Origin of the sequence: Cryobacterium adonitolivorans (genome assembly GCF_004402695.1) — a bacterium.
Taxonomy (GTDB): domain Bacteria; phylum Actinomycetota; class Actinomycetes; order Actinomycetales; family Microbacteriaceae; genus Cryobacterium; species Cryobacterium adonitolivorans.
Map to the genome: position 1 here is coordinate 1 of NZ_SOFL01000032.1, position 19,073 is coordinate 19,073.

The 19,073-nt window shown below is 67.9% G+C and carries 18 protein-coding genes and 1 pseudogene; 16 read left to right on the forward strand and 3 right to left on the reverse strand.

The window, feature by feature from the left end:
- Nucleotides 1-99 precede the first annotated feature (99 nt).
- Nucleotides 100-402 carry an HNH endonuclease signature motif containing protein gene (locus tag E3O42_RS08995; protein ID WP_478213364.1) on the forward strand — a complete coding sequence of 101 codons (303 nt, stop codon included), beginning with the start codon at nucleotides 100-102 and terminating at the stop codon, nucleotides 400-402.
- 41 nt (nucleotides 403-443) lie between these two features.
- Here the strand turns inward: E3O42_RS08995 and E3O42_RS09000 are convergent, their stop codons facing one another.
- Nucleotides 444-863: a PPOX class F420-dependent oxidoreductase gene (locus E3O42_RS09000; protein WP_134453622.1), complete on the reverse strand. Its 420-nt coding sequence runs from the start codon at nucleotides 861-863 to the stop codon at nucleotides 444-446.
- 70 nt (nucleotides 864-933) lie between these two features.
- Here E3O42_RS09000 and E3O42_RS09005 point away from each other — a divergent pair, with 70 nt between their 5' ends.
- From E3O42_RS09005 to leuA, 6 genes and pseudogenes are all read left to right on the forward strand, one after another.
- Nucleotides 934-1,803 (forward strand): ketopantoate reductase family protein, encoded by an 870-nt coding sequence (locus tag E3O42_RS09005; protein WP_134453623.1) that lies wholly within the window; start codon nucleotides 934-936, stop codon nucleotides 1,801-1,803.
- 102 nt (nucleotides 1,804-1,905) lie between these two features.
- Nucleotides 1,906-3,858 carry a sensor histidine kinase gene (locus tag E3O42_RS09010; RefSeq protein WP_198414094.1) on the forward strand — a complete coding sequence of 651 codons (1,953 nt, stop codon included), beginning with the start codon at nucleotides 1,906-1,908 and terminating at the stop codon, nucleotides 3,856-3,858.
- A complete protein-coding gene (locus E3O42_RS09015; RefSeq protein WP_134453624.1) occupies nucleotides 3,855-4,544 on the forward strand; it encodes a response regulator in 690 nt (229 codons plus the stop codon). Before E3O42_RS09010 ends, E3O42_RS09015 begins: the two co-directional genes overlap by 4 nt.
- Nucleotides 4,545-4,633: 89 nt before the next feature.
- Nucleotides 4,634-4,930 (forward strand): annotated as a pseudogene (locus E3O42_RS09020) (ABC transporter ATP-binding protein); the annotation flags it as partial.
- On the forward strand, nucleotides 4,927-5,625 hold the full coding sequence (locus tag E3O42_RS09025; protein ID WP_134453625.1) for an FtsX-like permease family protein: 699 nt from the start codon (nucleotides 4,927-4,929) through the stop codon (nucleotides 5,623-5,625). The pseudogene E3O42_RS09020 and the gene E3O42_RS09025, both read left to right, overlap by 4 nt.
- 156 nt (nucleotides 5,626-5,781) lie before the next feature.
- Nucleotides 5,782-7,548 (forward strand): 2-isopropylmalate synthase, encoded by a 1,767-nt coding sequence (gene leuA / locus E3O42_RS09030; protein ID WP_134453626.1) that lies wholly within the window; start codon nucleotides 5,782-5,784, stop codon nucleotides 7,546-7,548.
- 85 nt (nucleotides 7,549-7,633) lie between these two features.
- Here the strand turns inward: leuA and E3O42_RS09035 are convergent, their stop codons facing one another.
- A complete protein-coding gene (locus E3O42_RS09035) occupies nucleotides 7,634-8,341 on the reverse strand; it encodes a hypothetical protein (protein WP_134453627.1) in 708 nt (235 codons plus the stop codon).
- Between the two features lie 112 nt (nucleotides 8,342-8,453).
- On the reverse strand, nucleotides 8,454-9,194 hold the full coding sequence (locus E3O42_RS09040) for a trimeric intracellular cation channel family protein (protein ID WP_174844243.1): 741 nt from the start codon (nucleotides 9,192-9,194) through the stop codon (nucleotides 8,454-8,456).
- Nucleotides 9,195-9,270: 76 nt separating this feature from the next.
- Between E3O42_RS09040 and recO the strand changes: the two genes are divergently transcribed.
- From recO to E3O42_RS09080, 9 genes are all read left to right on the forward strand, one after another.
- The gene (gene recO, locus E3O42_RS09045; protein ID WP_134453628.1) at nucleotides 9,271-9,993 is read left to right on the forward strand and encodes a DNA repair protein RecO; all 723 of its coding nucleotides are present in this window, start codon (nucleotides 9,271-9,273) and stop codon (nucleotides 9,991-9,993) included.
- Nucleotides 9,990-10,817 (forward strand): isoprenyl transferase, encoded by an 828-nt coding sequence (locus E3O42_RS09050; protein ID WP_134453629.1) that lies wholly within the window; start codon nucleotides 9,990-9,992, stop codon nucleotides 10,815-10,817. Before recO ends, E3O42_RS09050 begins: the two co-directional genes overlap by 4 nt.
- Nucleotides 10,818-10,856: 39 nt before the next feature.
- Complete coding sequence (locus E3O42_RS09055) at nucleotides 10,857-11,537, forward strand: DsbA family oxidoreductase (protein ID WP_134453630.1); 681 nt, start codon at nucleotides 10,857-10,859, stop codon at nucleotides 11,535-11,537.
- A complete protein-coding gene (locus E3O42_RS18730) occupies nucleotides 11,534-11,665 on the forward strand; it encodes a hypothetical protein (RefSeq protein ID WP_255455025.1) in 132 nt (43 codons plus the stop codon). Before E3O42_RS09055 ends, E3O42_RS18730 begins: the two co-directional genes overlap by 4 nt.
- A 94-nt stretch (nucleotides 11,666-11,759) precedes the next feature.
- Nucleotides 11,760-12,947: a tRNA dihydrouridine synthase DusB gene (gene dusB, locus E3O42_RS09060; protein ID WP_134453631.1), complete on the forward strand. Its 1,188-nt coding sequence runs from the start codon at nucleotides 11,760-11,762 to the stop codon at nucleotides 12,945-12,947.
- Nucleotides 12,940-14,238: a deoxyguanosinetriphosphate triphosphohydrolase gene (locus E3O42_RS09065; RefSeq protein WP_134453632.1), complete on the forward strand. Its 1,299-nt coding sequence runs from the start codon at nucleotides 12,940-12,942 to the stop codon at nucleotides 14,236-14,238. Before dusB ends, E3O42_RS09065 begins: the two co-directional genes overlap by 8 nt.
- Nucleotides 14,226-16,085, forward strand: coding sequence for a DNA primase (gene dnaG, locus E3O42_RS09070; RefSeq protein WP_134453633.1), 1,860 nt, complete (start codon nucleotides 14,226-14,228; stop codon nucleotides 16,083-16,085). The genes E3O42_RS09065 and dnaG overlap by 13 nt, the downstream gene beginning before the upstream one ends.
- A gap of 158 nt (nucleotides 16,086-16,243) precedes the next feature.
- The gene (locus E3O42_RS09075; RefSeq protein WP_134453634.1) at nucleotides 16,244-17,872 is read left to right on the forward strand and encodes an ABC transporter substrate-binding protein; all 1,629 of its coding nucleotides are present in this window, start codon (nucleotides 16,244-16,246) and stop codon (nucleotides 17,870-17,872) included.
- Nucleotides 17,873-17,964: 92 nt separating this feature from the next.
- Nucleotides 17,965-19,071 carry an ABC transporter permease gene (locus tag E3O42_RS09080; protein ID WP_134453635.1) on the forward strand — a complete coding sequence of 369 codons (1,107 nt, stop codon included), beginning with the start codon at nucleotides 17,965-17,967 and terminating at the stop codon, nucleotides 19,069-19,071.
- The last annotated feature ends 2 nt before the right edge of the window (nucleotides 19,072-19,073 follow it).

The window sequence follows — 19,073 nt, forward strand, 5'->3', positions numbered from 1 at the left end:
ATCAACCGAATGGTCGACAACGGCGGAATCCGGCCCGTTTTCTTCGGCGGCAACGGCGCCGTGCTGGCACTAGGCGACAAGATCCGCTGCTTCACCCCGATGCAACGCACAGCCATCACCGCCCGCGACGGGGGCTGCATCATCCCCGGCTGCACCTGCCCACCCCAATGGACCGAAGTGCACCACGTGACGCCCTGGCCGCACGGCGGCCCGACCAACGTCGACAACGGGGTACTGCTGTGCTGGTACCACCACCACAACATCGACACGTCGGGGTGGCACATCCACATGACCCTGGGCATGCCCGAAGTACAAGCACCACACTGGATCGACCCCACCGGCACCTGGCGAAAACCACACCAGCACCAAGCGCACGACCCCAAANCACCCCACACCGAGTGATTGTGCGTCACGCGGTGGCGCCACTCGGCGGAGTCGGCAAGCTAGCCCGCTGGTGTGCTTCCAGCGTTGATCCGCAGCATCACTCGCTGCTTCGCGCCGGAACGGCCCAGACGTTCGATGAACATGAAAACACGGTATTCCGCACGATACTTCCCGCCGAAGACCCTGGTGAGCAGTGCCCGGCTCGGATCGTCGTCGACGATCACCGCGCGGGCCTCGACGGTGACGGCGTCGTCCCGCACCGCGCCGGTGCGGGAACACGGACGAAGGTGCACCCGGGAGTCGTTGGCCAGGCGCTTGACCTTGCCGCTCTCCTTCGGTGTTGTGACGATGAGATCCGCACCATCCGCAGCGATCCACACCGGGGTAGACACGGGTTCACCCGTCCGGCGGAAGGTGGTCAGGGAGACGAAGCGTTCGTCGGCAATACCGGCAAGCGTTGCAGCGATGGAATCGGGCATTCCCACACTCTAAGCTGCCGGGTGTCCCAATCACAATGGAATCCAGGAGCCGTCATGTCGCAGGAAACGAATGTCTGAGCCGATCATTGCCGTTGTCGGTGCCGGGGCTGTTGGCGGCCTACTCGCTGCGCTGCTGGACCGCGCCGGCGTCGAGGTCGTGGCCGTCGCCAGGCCCGAAACCGCTCGAGCGATCGAGGCGGAGGGGATCACCATCCAGAGCCGGCACTTCGGCGACGGTGTCTCACGGATCACGGCGGTGACCGAGATTCCCGACGGTGCCAACGTCATTCTCGCCACCAAGGCCTTCGCCCTGCCCGCCGTGGCCGGCTCACTCGCGCACGCGCGGCCCGCCGAGGTGATCTCCCTGCTCAACGGCATCGAACACCTCGCGATCCTCCGCGAGGATGCGCCGGGAGCCTTGGTCGCCGGAGCGTCGGTCGCGGTGGAATCGACGAGGCTCAGCCCCACCGTGATCGAGCATCGCAGCCCGTTCCTGCGCCTCACCGTGCCGGCCCACGCCGCCGAATCCGGCATCACTGCCGCCTGGCGCACGGCCGGCCTCGACGTCACGATGGGCGGCACCGATCAGGAAGTGCTCTGGGCCAAACTTCGTTTTCTCGCTCCGATGGCCCTGCTCACCTCGTACTGGCGGTTGCCGATCGGCGCCGCGCTCGAGCGCGACACGGCGCTCACGACCTCGCTCCTGGCCGAAGTGGCCCGGGTCGCCAGCCTGGACGGCGTGCCCACGGACGCCGGGCAGCTGGCCACGGCCCTTACCGCGCTGCCACCGTTCATGCGCTCGTCGCTGCAGAACGATCTGGAGGCGGGGCAACCGAGCGAGCTGGATGCCATCGGGGGAGCCCTGGCCCGCCGCGGCCGCAGTCTCGGTACGGACACGTCAGCTGTGGAGTCGCTGGTGGCAGACCTCACCGCGCGATGACGGCCGGTGCGGCTACATCGCTGGGATGACATCGCGCGCACGCCGGGATGATCTGGGGTTCGGGACCCGGAGGCGGCGCAGGGGGAGCCCTACGCTGTAACCATGCCGGTTCCAGGGTTCTTCACGCGTACCGCCCCTCACCGCTGGGCACTGGAACCCGCGCTCGGTCTCCTCGTGGCCCTGGTGTGGGGGAGCCCGGCCCTCTGGACGGGCCAGACGGCGGCACTGCTGGCGGTCTGGATGTTCGCGATCGCGGTGGGCCTGTCCCGCTTCGCCCCGCTGCTGAGCCTGGCCATCGGCGCCGTCGCGACAATGGCCGTGGTCACTGCCGGAACCGGCTACCTGACCGGGCCGGACGCCGTACCGCTCCTGCTCACCTCCGGCTGCCTGGCGGTCTGGGGCGCTGGACTTCATGGGCGGAGTTGGGTCCGGTACGTCGGCCTGGCCGCAGCGCTGCTCCTCGGCATGCTCGTCACCGTCATCCTCGTGCTGCCCCTGTCGATGCAGGAGGCGCAGGACCTGGACGGGACGCTTCGGTTCTTCGGCGACCTCGGTTTCCGGCTGGCCGGCGGCTTCCTGGCCACGCTTGCGCTCGTGGGCGGCTGGGCGCTGGCGCTGGTCGTGCGCGGCCGGGCCGATCGCCGCAAGGCCGCAGGGCCCGTTGACGCAGACCCCCTGACTCCGGAGACCTGGCTGATGCTCCCGCAGGGGGCACCGACGAGCACGGTGACGCTCGGTATTCCGTTCCGAGGCCTCCTCGGTGCTCCGCACGGTGATCAGTTCGGTGACCGCACCGGTGGCCGGTCCGTTTTCCGCGCCGTCTCCCGGCGCACCCTCACCGTCGACGTCGGAATCGCGGTGGCCTTCTTCCTCTTCTGCCTCATCGTCGACGCCGGCAGCGGCGTCGTGTCGTTCCTCGTGCTGGTCGGCTTCACTGCCGCCCTGGCCGTGCGCCGGCTGTCACCTGGCCTGGCCCTGGCGGTCGCCTGGGTCAGCGCCCTCGCCCAGATGCTGGCCGGGCTGCCGGTGCTCACCGGCAACTTCGCGGTGCTCGCCGTGTTGTACGCCACGACGGCGTACGGCGGCAAGCTGCTGCGTTGGGCCGGACTGGTCTCCGTCGGAGTCGGCGCCCTGCTCGCTGCGGCGTACATCGCCGTCGGACAGCAAGGCGCCATGTCCATCGGCGAGGCCCTCGCGCAGGGCGACCCGGCCGGCCTGGTCTGGTCATTCGTGGCCACCCTGATTGCGAGCGTCGCGGTCCTGGGCCTCTCCTGGACCCTCGGACTGCTCATGCGAACCTGGCAGACCGCCAGGGAGGGCCGGCTCAGCCAGAATCGAGCCGTTGAGGAACAGCGCGTCGCTCAGCGCAGCGTGGTCGTCGAACAGGAACGCAACCGGATCGCCCGCGACATGCACGACGTCGTCGCCCACTCCCTGGCCGTCGTCATCGCCCAGGCCGACGGCGCCCGTTACGCGCGCGCGGCGAACCCCGAAGCGGTCGACGAGGCGCTGACAACGATCTCGACCACGGCGAGGGAGGCTCTGGGCGACGTGCGCATCCTGCTCACCCGACTGCGCCAGGACGCGGCCGACGGACCGCAACCGGTGCTCGCCGACCTGGACCGCCTGGTGGCGCAGATGCAGAGCACCGGGCTCGACATCGAATGGACCACCTCGGGCACGCCCACCACCCTCGGCTCCGGCGCCCAGCTGGCCGTCTACCGGATCGTGCAGGAGGCCCTCACCAACGCCCTCCGGCACGGTGACGCCGACCGGGCGGTATATTTGACCCTCGCCTGGACAGACGGATGGGTTGCGGTGACCATAGACAACGCGGTGCGCCCCAGCCCGGCCGCCGACGCATCCGGCGAGCTCGGCCACGGACTCCCCGGCATGCGCGAACGGGCCCTCCTCACCGGCGGCTCCCTGACCGCGGAGCCCGTCGGTGGCCGTTTCATCGTGGCCGCGCGCCTGCCGGCCATCACCACCACCGCCCTGGTGCGCCCCTCCGTGTTGACCCCCATCCCCGCCACGACCATCGGAGAACACCCATGAGTGACGTCCAACCGGCGGATGCCCAGCGCATTCGGGTCGCCCTCGTCGACGACCAGGCTCTCTTCCGGGCCGGGATCCGCATGCTGGTCTCCTCACAGGCCGACCTCGAGTTCGTCGGAGAGGCCGGCAACGGCGCCGCCGGCGTCACCATGGCAGCGGCCGTTTCCCCCGACGTGATCCTGATGGACATCCGCATGCCCGTGATGGACGGCATCGACGCCACAGCCGCCATCATCGCCGCCGCCGTCGCTGCCGGCCACGCCCCGCCGCGGATCATCGTGCTCACCACCTTCGAACTGGACGAAAGCGCCAGCCGGGCCATCCGTGGAGGGGCGAGCGGCTTCCTGCTCAAGGACGCCGATCCGGAATTTCTGCTCGCCGCCATCCGCACCGTGCACGCCGGCAGTGCTGTCATCGCCGCCTCAGCCACCCGCGAGCTCTTCGCCCACTTCGACGCCCCGGCCCCCGAGCACGAGGTGCCGGTGGCCTTCACAACCCTGACCAGCCGGGAACGAGACATCTTCGCCCTCGCCTCCCTCGGCCTGAGCAACGCCGAAATCGCCGCGGGCGAGTTCCTGAGCGAGGCCACCGTCAAGACCCACATCAGCCGCATCCTGGCCAAACTCTCGCTGCGCGACAGGGTGCAGCTCGTGGTCTTCGCCTTCCAGCACCGCCTCACCCAGTAGCCGCCTCAGCCAGTAGCCGTCCAGCGGATGACCCGGGACCGCAGGGAATCATCCGCACAGCCCTGCGGACTACATCCGGCGCCCGACGCGGCGGCAGGCACCCCGTCGCCATCGCCAGGGCGCGAGCCACCCGGCCGGAACTGGTCTTCGCCGACGAACCCACCGGCAACCTCGACTCACGCAGCGGACGCGAGGTGCTGGCCCTACTCAAGGCGGCGAGTATCGACTACGGCCAGAGCATCGACATGGTCACCCACGATCCCATCGCGGCCAGTTACGCCGACCGCATCCTCTTCCTCGCCGACGGCCGCCTCGTCGAAGACCAGGAACGGTCATCGGCCGAAGAGATCTCCCGCATAGTGCTCGGCATGGAGCAACGCGCATGAACGGCCCCATCCGATCCAGCGGCCCGTCCGATCCGGCCAGGGTGCAGCCACCGGACCACGGTGATCAGCGGCGACGACGTCTCCAGCATCGGCGCGGTGCGGTCGGCACCATCGCCGTCTACGTCAGTTCGATCGTCACCACGAACACCGTCCCGACGATCATCGCCGGCCGCACCCGCACGATCGCCCTGATGCGGTTGATCGGCTCCAGCGCCCGTGATCAGCGCCGCGCGGTGGCCAGGGAAGGACTTCTCGTCGGTGCCTGCGGCGCCGTCCTCGGCGCGATCGTGGGAACGGTGCTTCCCGCCGCCGAACTGTGGATCGCCGTGGCAGCGGGCACCCTGCCGGATCTGCAGTACAGCCTGATCGACCCGTTCCTCGCGCTGCCCGTCGTCGTTGTCGTGCTCTCGACCTGGTGCGCCGCCTGGGTGGGCTCCCGCCGGGTACTCTCGGTCAGCCCGATGCAGGCCGTCGGCGCCGCCCAGGAACGCTCGCTCAAGGAAACGGTCCAGAGGCCGGCCCGCAACGTGATCGCCGTGCTGCTGATCGTGGTCGGGGTCCTGTTCCTGGCCGGAGGCGTCGTCGTAGGCCTGGTGTCCGAGTACGGCGTACTGGTCCTGGCCGTCGGTGCCACCATCGTGCCCGCCCGGCGTGCGGTGTCCGTCGCCCCGGTGACCGCCCTCGCCGCCGGCTGAACGGATGCTGAGGAACTCTTCTCGAAACGGTGATACCCTCTTTGTGTGCTGCTCGGTCTGCTCCTCCTTAGCTGCCGCGACGAGTCCTAATCTGAGGCCTCACTCGTCGCGGAGTCTGTCGTCGGCTGACCACCACTCGCGAGGAGAGATTAGACCATGAAGAACAATCAGGCCGCATCGAATATGCCGGTACACAAATACCGTCCGTACCAGGACCAGTTCAGCGTCGAGCTGCCGGATCGCACCTGGCCGGCCAACCGCATCACCGCCGCACCGCGCTGGTGCGCCGTCGACCTGCGTGACGGCAACCAGGCGCTCATCGACCCGATGAGCCCCGAACGCAAGCGCATCATGTTCGACCTGCTCGTTCGGATGGGCTACAAGGAGATCGAGGTCGGCTTCCCGTCGGCCAGCCAGACCGACTTCGACTTCGTGCGCAGCCTCATCGACGACGGCGCCATCCCGGACGACGTGACCATCCAGGTGCTCACCCAGGCGCGTGAGCACCTGATCCGCCGCACCTACGAGTCCATCGTCGGCGCTAAGCAGGCCATCGTGCACCTGTACAACTCCACCAGTGTGCTGCAGCGCGAGGTTGTGTTCCGCGAGGACAAACAGGGCATCATCGACCTGGCCCTGTTCGGCGCCCGCACCTGCCGGGCCCTCGAGGCCACGGTTCCCGGCACCGCCGTGTACTACGAGTACTCTCCGGAGAGCTTCACGGGGACCGAGTTGGAGTTTGCCGTCGACATCTCCAACCAGGTTATCGAGATCTTCGAGCCGACCCCTGAGCGCAAGGTCATCATCAACCTGCCGGCCACCGTCGAGATGGCCACGCCCAACGTCTACGCCGACTCCATCGAGTGGATGAGCCGGCACCTGGCCCACCGCGAGAACGTCATCCTGTCGCTGCACCCGCACAACGACCGCGGCACCGCGATCGCGGCTGCGGAGCTGGGCTACCTGGCTGGCGCCGACCGCATCGAGGGCTGTCTGTTCGGCAACGGCGAGCGCACCGGCAACGTCGACCTCGTCGCCCTGGGCATCAACCTTTTCACCCAGGGCATCGACCCGCAGATCGACTTCGGCAACATCGACGAGGTCAAGCGCACCGCGGAGTACTGCAACCAGCTGCCCGTTCCCGAGCGCAGCCCGTGGGCCGGCGATCTGGTCTTCACGGCCTTCAGCGGGTCGCACCAGGATGCCATCAAGAAGGGCTTCGAGGCCATGGCCGCCGAAGCCGCCGAGACCGGCTCGAGTGTCGACGACCTGGTCTGGGCGGTGCCATACCTGCCGATCGACCCGAAGGACCTGGGCCGAAGCTACGAGGCCGTGATCCGGGTCAACTCGCAGTCGGGCAAGGGCGGGGTCGCCTACCTGCTCAAGACGGACCACCGCCTCGACCTGCCACGCAAACTGCAGATCGAGTTCTCCGGCGTCGTGCAGGCCAAGACCGACTCCGACGGCGGCGAGGTCACCAGCGATCAGATCTGGGACATCTTCAACGATGAGTACCTGCCCGCCATCCACACCAACCCGGATGCGAAGTGGGGCCGCTTCGAACTGTTCTCGACCCGGACCTCCAGCGACCTGGCCGGCGCGGTCGACCTCACCGTCGACCTGCGCGATTCGGACACCGTCGCCCCGGCCACGGCGACCGGAAACGGCCCGATCGCGGCGTTCCTGGGCATCATGGCCGACCGCGGGGTCGCGATCACCCTGTACGACTACGTTGAGCACGCCATGGCGGCCGGCGGAGACGCCACGGCCGCGGCCTACGTCGAACTCGACGTGAACGGCAAGCGCTTCTGGGGCGTCGGCATCGACCCTGACATCTCGACGGCATCGCTGAAGGCCGTCGTGTCGGCGGTCAACCGCGGCATCAGGGCAGAAGCCGGCGACCGGGAACTGGCCGCCGTCTAACCCGCACGCGGACGCCTGTACGCGGATGGCCCCGGTTTCGACTCTCGTCGGGGCCGGGGCCATGCTGTCGCTGCGTCGGTCTAACTCAGACTCGCATGGCCCGCCGCGCCTGGGTGGACGTGAGCGGCTGTGGTGTCGGCACGGGCTCGCCGGCCGGCTTGCCCAGCACCGCCGTGCAGTCATCGATCGCCTGGGCCAACAGGTCGTAGAGTCGCTCATCGGTGTCGGGAATGCACGCTTCGGCGATTCCCTGCACGGTGATGCGAATGATCGACTCTGCCGTGCGGTCGGTGAACCGGGTACGTGACCACGACCCGACGGACCCCATGAACTCCCGCGCCCAGCGTTCGGTCTGGGGTGCCTTGTCGAACGCCGCCCGCACCTGCTCTGACACGTCGACCGGGGTTCCCTCCGATGACCGCGCCAGGTGCCGTTGACAGTTGAGGATGCCCACGGCCAGGGCCCGCTGGTGATCGGCGCTGACCACCGGCAGACCGGCCGTCGCGGCCCGGAGGGCCACGACGAGACGTACCCGCTGATCGTCGCCGCGCAGTCCGATCACGGAGGGGATCAGCATCATCAGGCGAGATCTGGCGTCATCGGAGGTGCAGTCGTTGACCATGCGCGCCAACGAGGCCAGGACCGGATGTGTGCACGCTGGATGGTCGCTCCACGCCTCACCCGACAGGTGCGACGCGAACTCCATGAAGCACGCTCCGCTGCGTGGGGACTTATGTTTGCCCCTGGAAAGGACAGGCAACAGCTCGGGCGCAGTGCCCTCGTATCGTTTCATGGAGTACCTCCTTGCGACGTGGTTGTGCCTCAATACTGACCCCAGATTCGGGGAAAGGCGAGGCCAAAACCGGACTGGATGATAAATCCTCAGAAAACGATGAGGAAACGAGTCAGTGGTCTCCCTTGAGGGCGGGCTCGGGGACCGCCTGGGCACGCCGCCGGCGCGGCCAGAGACGCAGCGGTGGGATCGAACCCCGCCGGCGCCAGTGCGGCCAACTGCCGATCGCCCGCTGCTGCGGCAGGGTCCAACCGAACCGGGCTGCGAGCACCCGGATGACGGTGGTCGCGAACACGCAGATCAGGGCCGCGACGGTGATCGGCACCTGGAACAGCACCAGGGTGACCAGGAGCCCGCAGCCCACGAGAGCGGCGACGGCATAGAGCGAACCGACGTGCATCATGGCGATCGGCACGTTCAACATCATGTCCCGCAGTGCCGATCCGCCCACCGCGGAGACCACCCCGACGAACAGGGCGGGAATCTCCGGCAGGCCGGCGGCGAGCGCCTTGGTGGTGCCGATCACACCGAACAGGCCGATGGTCACGGCGTCCAGAGTGATGATCAGCGGGCCGAGCCGGTTGAACAGGCTCTGCAACAGCATCCCCAGCAACGCGAACGCCGCCGCGACGGGCAGGTACCAGTTGCTCAGCAGGGCGGCCGGCACCCCGCCGAGCAGGATGTCGCGCAGCAGACCGCCGCCCAGGCCCACGGTGATGCCGATGATCGAGATGCCCAGCAGGTCCATCCGGCGGTCGGTGAACCGGCCGGCGAACATCGCCCCCTGGATGGCGCCGATGGCGACGGCGACGAGGTCGATCCAGAGCGGGATGGCGAAGAGCGGAGTGGGCACCGTCAATATCTACCACGGCCGGTATGTTCTCCGGCGCGGGCGACGGCATCCGCCCGCCGGGGTGGGAGAATTGACCGTGCCCGTTTATCGTGATGAAGCCGTAGTGCTGCGCACCCACAAGCTGGGTGAAGCCGACCGTATCATCACGCTGCTCACCCGCCAGCACGGCAAGGTGCGCGCTGTCGCCAAGGGCGTGCGCCGCACGGCGTCGAAATTCGGCGCCAGGCTCGAGCCGTTCATGGTCGTCGACGTACAGCTCTACATCGGCCGCAGCCTCGACATCGTCAACCAGGCCGAGTCGATCGGCTCCTACGGGGCCGTCATCACCGCCGACTACGGCAGTTACACCGCCGCCAGCGCCATGGTCGAAACCGCGGACAAGCTCACCGAATCCGAGGGGTCGCTGCAGCAGTACCTGCTCCTGGTCGGGGCGCTGCGGTCCCTGTCCAGGCACGAGCACGGCTCCGGCGCCACCCTCAACTCCTACCTGCTGCGGTCCCTGTCCATGGCCGGCTGGGCGCCCAGCTTCCAGGACTGCGCCCGCTGCGGCGCGCCAGGCCCGCACTCGGCCTTCGTGGCCCAGGTCGGCGGCATCGTCTGCGACAACTGCGCCGCCCCGGGCTCGCCCCGCCTCGACCCTGACACCATAGCCCTGCTCAGCGCCCTGCTCACCGGCGACTGGGCCTACACGGCCGGGGCCTCAGACACCACCCACGCCCAGGCCACCGGGGTCGTCGCCGCGTACACGCAGTGGCACCTCGGCCGCGGCCTTCGATCACTGGAGCACGTGCGCCCATGACGCCGAACCCCTTCCGTTCCTCCTCGAGCACCCCATTCACCCACAAGGACGCCGTGCCGTTCAAGCCCGCTGACTGGACCGGGCTCTACCCGCCGGCCCTGCCAGCCAAGGTCGTTCCGGAACACGTCGCCGTCGTTATGGACGGCAACGGCCGCTGGGCCAACGCCAGGGGCCTGTCCAGGGTCGAGGGCCACAAGGCCGGCGAGGCCGCGCTGCTCGACGTGGTCGCCGGCGCCATCCAGATCGGCGTCAAGCACCTCAGCGTGTATGCCTTCTCCACCGAGAACTGGAAGCGCTCGCCCGACGAGGTGAAGTTTCTGATGGGCTTCAATCGGGATGTGCTGCACCGCCGCCGCGACCAGCTCAATGACTGGGGCGTGCGGGTGCGCTGGGCGGGCCGGAAGCCCAGGCTGTGGGCCTCCGTGATCAACGAGCTGCAGTTCGCCGAAAAACTCACCGCAGGCAACGACGTGCTGACCCTGACCATGTGCGTCAACTACGGCGGCCGCACCGAGATCGCCGATGCCGTGCGGGCCCTGGCCGAGGATGTCGCCGCGGGCCGGCTGAAGCCCTCGGGCATCACCGAGAAGTCCATTCAGCGGCACCTGTACACCTCAGCGCTGCCCGACGTCGACCTGTTCGTGCGCAGCTCGGGGGAGCAGCGCACCAGCAACTTCCTCCTCTGGCAGAGCGCGTACGCCGAGATGGTGTTCCTCGACACGCTGTGGCCGGACTTCTCCCGGGTCGACCTCTGGCACGCGATCGAGCTTTACGCCGCGCGCAACCGCCGCTACGGCGGCGCCGTGGACACGCCGACCGCCTGAGCGGGAATAACTGGAGGGCCCGCTCGAGTTAGCCTCCTCGTGAGCGAAACCATCAAAGTAGACATCTGGTCCGACGTGCAGTGCCCCTGGTGCTACATCGGCAAGCGCAAGTTCGAGGCGGGCGTGGCCGCCTTCGGCGACGACGTCGAGGTGGAGTACCACTCCTTCGAACTCGCCCCGGACACCCCCGTCGATTTCGCGGGCAGCCCGATCGACTATCTCAGCGAGCGCAAAGGCATACCGGTGCCGCAGGTGCTCGAGATGCTTCAGCGCGTCACCGGCATCGCCGAGAGCGTCGGCCTGCACTACGACTACGACTCCGTGCACCAGACCAACACCATCAAGGCGCACGAGCTGCTGCACTACGCCAAGGCGCACGGCCGGCAGCTGCAGATGAAGGAGAGCCTGCTCAAGGCCTACTTCGTCGACGGCGGCCACGTCGGCCGCATCGAGGACCTCGCCGACCTCGCCGCCACGGTGGGCCTGGACCGCGCCGACGTGGTGCGGTCCCTGACCGAGAACGAATACCTGGCCGCAGTCAAGGCCGATGTCGTCCAGGCCACCGAGTACGGCATCCAGGGGGTGCCCTTCTTCGTGATCGACGGAAAGTACGGCATCTCCGGCGCACAGGACCCTGATACCTTTGCGCAAGCCCTCCGCCAGGTCCGCAGCGAGCGGGCCGACACAGACACCAGCGAAACCGAGGAGACCCACGCATGAGCGAGACCACCACCACAGCGACAAGCACGACCGAAGCTACCACCGCCCCGGTGCTGCGTCCGATCATCCAGCTGCTCGACCAGGCCGACGCCGGCGGATGCTGCGGCGGCGGTTCCTGCGGCATCTAGCAGCCCCTCCGCTTCCGCCCGGCCGGCCGGCGGTTTTCCACCGGCTGCCGGGCGTGGCGTCCGTGCCCGGCCAGGTCTGGGAGAATTGGATGAGATGAACACTCCCACTTCCACGATCAGCCCGGTGTCCCCGCTTCGGATCGGCGACATCGAACTCGACGTGCCCGTCGTACTGGCACCCATGGCCGGCATCACCAATACCGCGTTCCGCCGGCTGTGCCGCGAATACGGCGCCGGACTCTACGTGAGCGAAATGATCACCTCCAGGGCGCTCGTCGAACGCACCCCGGAATCCATGCGGCTGATCACGCACCACGAGAGCGAGAAGACCCGTTCCATCCAGCTCTACGGTGTTGACCCGAAGACGGTCTCAGAGGCCGTCACCATGCTCGTAGCCGAGGACCGCGCCGACCACATCGACCTGAACTTCGGCTGCCCGGTGCCCAAGGTCACCCGCAAGGGCGGGGGAGCGGCGTTGCCCTGGAAGATCACCCTGTTCCGGGAGATCGTCGAGGCCGCCGTCACGGCCGCCGGGGCGATCCCGCTGACCATCAAGATGCGCAAGGGCATCGACTCCGACCACCTCACCTACCTCGAGGCCGGTCGCGTCGCCGAGGGCGCCGGGGTGTCCGCCATCGCGCTGCACGCCCGCACCGCTGCGGACTATTACTCCGGCCACGCCGACTGGGCCGCCATCAAGACGCTCAAAGACACCATCACGAGTGTGCCGGTGCTCGGCAACGGCGACATCTGGTCGGCCGCCGACGCCCTGCGCATGGTCGCGGAGACCGGCTGCGACGGCGTCGTCGTCGGGCGCGGCTGCCTCGGCCGGCCGTGGCTGTTCGGCGACCTCGCGGCGGCATTCCGCCCTTCGACAGGCTCAGGGAACCAGAACACCCCCGGACAGATCGAACCGACGCTGGGTCAGGTCGCGGATGCGTTCCGCCGGCACGCCGAACTGCTCACCGAGTTCTTCGACAGCGAAGAACGGGCCTGCCGCGACGTGCGCAAGCACGTGGCGTGGTACTTCAAGGGCTACCCGGTCGGCGGCGACCTCCGCGCCAGCCTGGCCTCCGTCGTGTCGCTCGAGCAATTGGACGAACTCCTGGCGACCATGGACCCCGACCAGCCGTACCCCGGCATCGGCGCCGAGGGCCAGCGCGGCCGGGCCGGCAGCCCCAAGAAGACCTCGCTGCCCGAACGCTGGCTCGACTCACGCGACATAGTCGGCGCCGAGCGCTCCAATCTGACCGAGGGCGAGGGGGACACCAGCGGTGGTTAATCAGACCGGATACAGCGTTCACGACGAGGCCAGGTTCCGTCCAGAAGAGCACGACTCCAGCCGCAGTGACTTCGCCCGCGACCGGGCCAGGCTGCTGCACTCCAGCGCCCTGCGCCGCCTGGCCGCGAAGACCCAGGTGCTCAGCCCCGCCGCCGGCCTGGACTTCGCCCGCAACCGTCTGACCCATTCCCTCGAGGTCGCCCAGATCGGCCGGGAGCTGGCGCTGCGCCTGGCCCTTGACCCCGACATCGTAGACACGGCGTGCCTGGCGCACGACATCGGCCATCCGCCGTTCGGCCACAACGGCGAGAAGGCTCTCAACACCTGGGCAGACGACATCGGCGGCTTCGAGGGAAACGCGCAAACCCTGCGACTGCTCAGCCGGCTCGAACCCAAGGTTTTCGGTGACGACGGCTCGAGTTTCGGGTTGAACCTCACTCGCGCCAGCCTCGACGCCAGCTGCAAGTACCCGTGGTCCGCCGACTCCTCGGTGGCCGACCCGAGCGGGCGCGCCAAGTTCGGCTTCTACGAGGACGACCGCGCCGCCTTCGAGTGGCTGCGCGACGGGGCGCCACAACGCCGGCTCTGCGTCGAAGCGCAAGTAATGGACCTCTCCGACGACATCGCCTACTCCGTGCACGATTTCGAGGACGCCGTGGTCAGCGGTTATCTGGACGTGGAATTGCTCAGCAGCCGCAGCGACCACGCCGCACTGGTCACCTCGATGTACGAGTGGACTGGAGGGCAGTTCAGCCACGACGAACTCATCGCCGCCTTCGACAGGCTCGACGCCCTCGACGTGTGGCTGCACGGCTGGAGCGCCGGCCGCCGCGACCAGGGCCGCCTGAAGAACCTGACCAGCCAGCTCATCGGCCGGTTCAGCGGCGCGGCCGTCTCGGCCACCCGTGCGGCTTACCCCGACCGGCACCTCATCCGTTTCGCCGCCCACGTGGTCGTACCGCGCCAGGTGCAGGCCGAGATCGGCGTGCTGAAGGGCATCGTTGCCGCGTTCGTGATGTCCACCCACGTGCGCCAGCCGCTCTACGTGGAGCAACGCGAAACCCTCACCTACCTGGCCGACACCCTGCTTGCCACCGGGGACGAGCACCTGGATCCCGGCTTCACGGAAGACTGGGCCGCGGCGCCCGATGACGCAGCGCGCAAACGGGTGATCGTCGACCAGGTGGCCAGCCTCACCGATCAGAGCGCGATCGCCCTGCAGCGCCGGCTGCACCTGACCAGGGAACCCGCCGGGATCCGGCTCGGGACAGGTGCCGCATGGCAGGACTGATTCGGCAGGGCGACGTCGAAGAGGTCAAGGCCCGCACCAACATCGCCGACATCGTCAGCGACTACGTCAGCCTCAAATCGGCCGGGGTCGGTTCGATGAAGGGACTGTGCCCGTTCCATGACGAGCGCAGCCCCAGTTTCCATGTGCGCCCGCAGGTCGGGTTCTACCACTGCTTCGGCTGTGGAGAGAGCGGCGACGTATACTCCTTCCTGCAGAAGATGGACCACGTCAGCTTCAGCGAGGCCGTCGAACGCCTGGCCGGCCGGGCCGGCATCGAGCTGCACTATGAGGGCGGCGGCGGCGAGGCCCCCGACCATACCAACCGGGCCCGGCTGTACGCGGCCAACCAGGCCGCGGCCGAGTTCTTCATCGACAAGCTCGGCAGCCCGGGGGCCCAGGTCGGCCGCACTTTCCTCGGTGATCGTGGTTTCGACGCCCAGGCGGCCGAACGGTTCGGCGTCGGCTTCGCGCCGAAAAGCTGGGACGAATTGACCAAACACCTGCGCGGTCGCGGGTTCAGCACCGAGGAGCTGACCCTCTCCGGCCTGGTGTCGGCCGGGGACCGGGGAATCTACGACAGGTTCCGCGGCCGCCTCGTCTGGCCGATCCGTGACATCACCGGGCAGACCATCGGCTTCGGCGCCCGCAAGCTGCTCGAGGACGACAAGGGCCCCAAATACCTCAATACCCCGGAGACGCCGGTCTACCACAAGGCCCAGGTGCTGTATGGCCTGGACCTGGCTAAGCGTGACATCTCCCGCAACCACCAGGTCGTGGTGGTCGAGGGTTACACCGACGTGATGGCCTGCCACCTGGCGGGCGTGACGACAGCAGTGGCCACCTGCGGGACTTCGTTCGGCGTCGACCACATCAAGGTGCTCCGCCGGGTGCTCGGCGACGACAGTGGCGTCGGCGAGGTCGTCTTCACCTTTGACCCCGATGCCGCCGGCCAGAAGGCCGCCGTGCGCGCCTTCGCCGAGGAGCAGCGTTTCAGCGCACAGACCTTCGTGGCCGTCGCTCCGGAAGGGCTCGACCCGTGCGACCTGCGGCTGCACCGCGGGGACGACGCGGTGCGTCGCCTCGTCGACTCCAAGAAGCCCATGTTCGAATTCATGATCCGCCAGCTCCTGGCCCAGTACAACCTCGACACCGTCGAAGGACGAGTATCCGCCCTCCGTGCCGCCGCCCCGGTGGTCAGCGACATCAGGGACCCCTCACTCCGGCCGGGCTACACCCACGAGCTTTCCCGAATGCTGGGCATGGACCTCGGTGAGGTGTCCCGCGCCGTCAGCCAGGCCCAGGCGAGGTCCCGCACCGCGCCGGCCGAGGAACCCCGCCGGGCGGGGGAGCCGGCAGCCGCCCCGCGCGAGCGTCTCTTCGCACTGGCCGACCTGCCCCACGACCCGGTCACCCGGATCGAGCGCGACGCGCTGATGGCGATGCTGCAGCATCCGACTCTCGTGGGGCTCGACCTCGTGCAACGGGCGGTGTCAACCGGCATGACCAACACCACCCTCGCCGTCGTCCGGGACGCCGTTGCCGCCGCCCTGCCACACGCCGCCGCGCCGGACTGGCTGGAACGGGTAGTCGCGGAGACCCCAGCTCCGCTGACGAACCTGGTCACCGAACTGGCGATGGCGCCGCTGCCTGAGCGCACCGAGCGCGAGGTCACCCGCTACGTGCGAGACATCACCATCGTGCTGATCGAGAAGGACCTGCTGCGTCAAAAAGCCGACCTGCTCGGCCGCCTGCAACGGGCGGATGCGACCAACCGCGAGGTCTACGTCGCCATCCAGCGCGAGCTCGTGCGGGTCGAAGCCGAACGGCGCAACCTCCGCGTCGAGTAGCCGACGTTATATTGCGGGTCTATTAAGATGCATCGCAGAATGGCCGTGTGACGCGCAGAGTGTGCTAATTCTTGGTTTACAGCAACGCATATCTGCGCCTGACTGCAGTTACGCGGATTCACCAAGACACTCACACCTTGAGGAAGAGGCATTCGACTATGGCTTTTGAACCCACCAGGCGCGGCCGCGCCATCGGCGTCACCGCCGGTCTCGCCGCCGCAGCACTCGTGCTCGCCGGCTGTTCAGGCACCCCCGCCGAGGATCCGGGCGGCGCTCCGCTCACCATCGGCACCACCGACAAGGTCACCACGCTTGACCCGGCCGGCTCGTACGACAACGGCTCGTTCGCCGTGCAGAACCAGGTCTTCCCCTTCCTCATGAACACCCCGTACGGCAGCCCCGACGTGGAACCCGACATCGCGGTCTCCGCCGAGTTCACCGCGCCGACGCAGTACACCGTCACCCTCAAGCCCGACCTGGTCTGGGCCAATGGCAACGACCTGACCTCCTCGGACGTCAAGTTCACCTTCGACCGCCAGCTGGCCATCGCCGCCGACAACGGCCCCTCCTCCTTGCTCTACAACCTGGAGAGCGTCGACACCCCCGACGACACCACGGTGGTGTTCAACCTGCTCGCCCCCGACGACCAGATCTTCCCCCAGATCCTGTCCAGCCCGGCCGGCCCGATCGTCGACGAAGAGTCCTTCTCGGCCACCGAGCTCACCAGCGATGACGACATCGTCGAAGCCAACGCGTTCGCCGGCCAGTACGTCATCACCAGCTACGACTTCAACAACCTCATCGGCTACAAGGCCAACCCCGACTACGCGGGTCTCCTCGGCGCGGCGAAGACCGACGTTGTGAACGTCAAGTACTTCGCCGACTCGTCCAACCTCAAGCTCGAGGTGCAGGAGGGCGGCATCGACGTGGCGTTCCGCAGCCTGTCTGCGACCGACATCGACGACCTCCGCGGCAACGATAACGTCCAGGTCGTCGACGGCCCCGGCGGAGAGATCCGCTACATCACCTTCAACTTCGACACCCAGCCGTTCGGTGCCACCACAGCCGACGCCGATCCGGCCAAGTCCCTCGCCGTGCGCCAGGCCGTTGCCGACCTCGTCGACCGTAAGGAGATCGCCGACCAGGTCTACAAGGGCACGTACACCCCGCTGTATTCCTACGTCCCGGCCGGCCTGACGGGTTCGACCGAGTCCCTCATGGGCCTCTACGGCGACGGAAACGGCGCTCCGGATGCCGACAAGGCCGAGGCGACCCTCACGGCCGCCGGCATCACCGAGCCCGTCGAGCTCAACCTGCAGTACAGCAACGACCATTACGGCCCCTCGTCCGGTGACGAATACGCGCTGATCAAGGACCAGCTGGAGTCCAGCGGCCTGTTCACGGTGAACCTTCAGACCACGGAGTGGGTGCAGTACTCGAAGGACCGCTCCAGCGACGTGTACCCCGCCTACCAGCTCGGCTGGTTCCCGGACTACTCCGACGCGGACAACTACCTGACGCCGTTCTTCCTCACGGAGAACTTCCTGAAGAACCACTACGTCGACCAGGAGGTCAACGACCTGATCCTTCAGCAGGCCGTGACCGTCGACCCGGCCGCGCGCACCGCGCTGCTCGAACAGATCCAGGACAAGGTCGCAGCCCAGCTGTCGACGGTGCCCCTGCTCCAGGGCGCGCAGGTCGCCGTGACCGGCACGACGGTCACCGGAGCCAAGGACACGCTCGACGCGTCGTTCAAGTTCCGTTACGCGGCCCTCGCCAAGGGTTAGGCCCACGGGTTTCACCTGGCTAGGCGACGGGGGCGTTCAGGCGACTACTCGCTGAACGCTCCCGTCTTTCGTTTTGCACGAGTGAGGTAGGAATGACGACTGAAGCGACAACGCCCGCGGCCCCCGCGGCCGGGAGGCAGCCCACCACAAGGGTGCCGAAGAAGAAGAAGGGCGAAGGCGGCGGGATCATCCGCTACATCGTGATCCGCTTCCTGCTGATCTTCCCGACCATCTTCATCCTGGTCTCCATGGTGTTCTGGTTGATGCGCACGACGGGTGACCCGATCACCGCGGCACTAGGCGGTCGGCTGAGCGCCGACCAGCTGGCCGATCGGGTGCACGCGGCCGGTTACGACAGGCCCATCCTGGTGCAGTACGTCGAGTACCTCGGCCAGATCTTCACGGGCAACTTCGGCACCACCATCAGCACCAACCGGCCGGTTTCCGAGGTGCTCCTCACCTACGGCGCAGCCACCGCCGAGCTGGCGTTCTACGCCCTGCTGGTTGCCTTTCTCGTCGGGATCCCGCTGGGCATGGTCGCCGCATACTGGCGGGACAAGTCGCCGGATGCGTCGCTGCGTATCTTCGCGATCCTCTGCTACGCCACTCCGGTGTTCTTCTCGGGGCTGCTGTTCAAGCTCATCTTCGCCGTCTGGCTGAAGGTCCTGCCCGTCGCCGGCCGGGCATCGACGAGTTCGGAGTTGCAGATGCAGCTCCTGCCGGGCAAGACCGGTTTCTACACCATCGACGCCATCCAGACCGGCAACCCGGCGGTCCTGATCGACGTCCTGACCCACGCCGTGCTCCCCGCCCTGGCCCTGGGCCTGCTGACCGCCGGGGTCTTCCTGCGCCTGGTCCGCACCAACGTGATCGGTACCCTGGGCACCGACTACGTCGACGCTGCCCGGTCCCGCGGAGTGAGCGAGTTCAGGCTCGTGCGCAAGCACGCGTACCGACCCGCGCTGATCCCGATCATCACCGTGATCGGCCTGCAGATCGCCCTGCTGCTCGGCGGCGCTGTGTTGACCGAGACCACCTTCGAATGGAAGGGCTTGGGCTTCATGCTCTCGGAATTCCTGCAGGCCCGCGACTTCGTCGCCGTGCAGGGCATCGTCGCCCTGCTTGCCGTCATCGTCGCCCTGTCCAACTTCATCGTGGACATCATCGCCGCGCTGATCGACCCGAGAGTGCGGTACTAGCC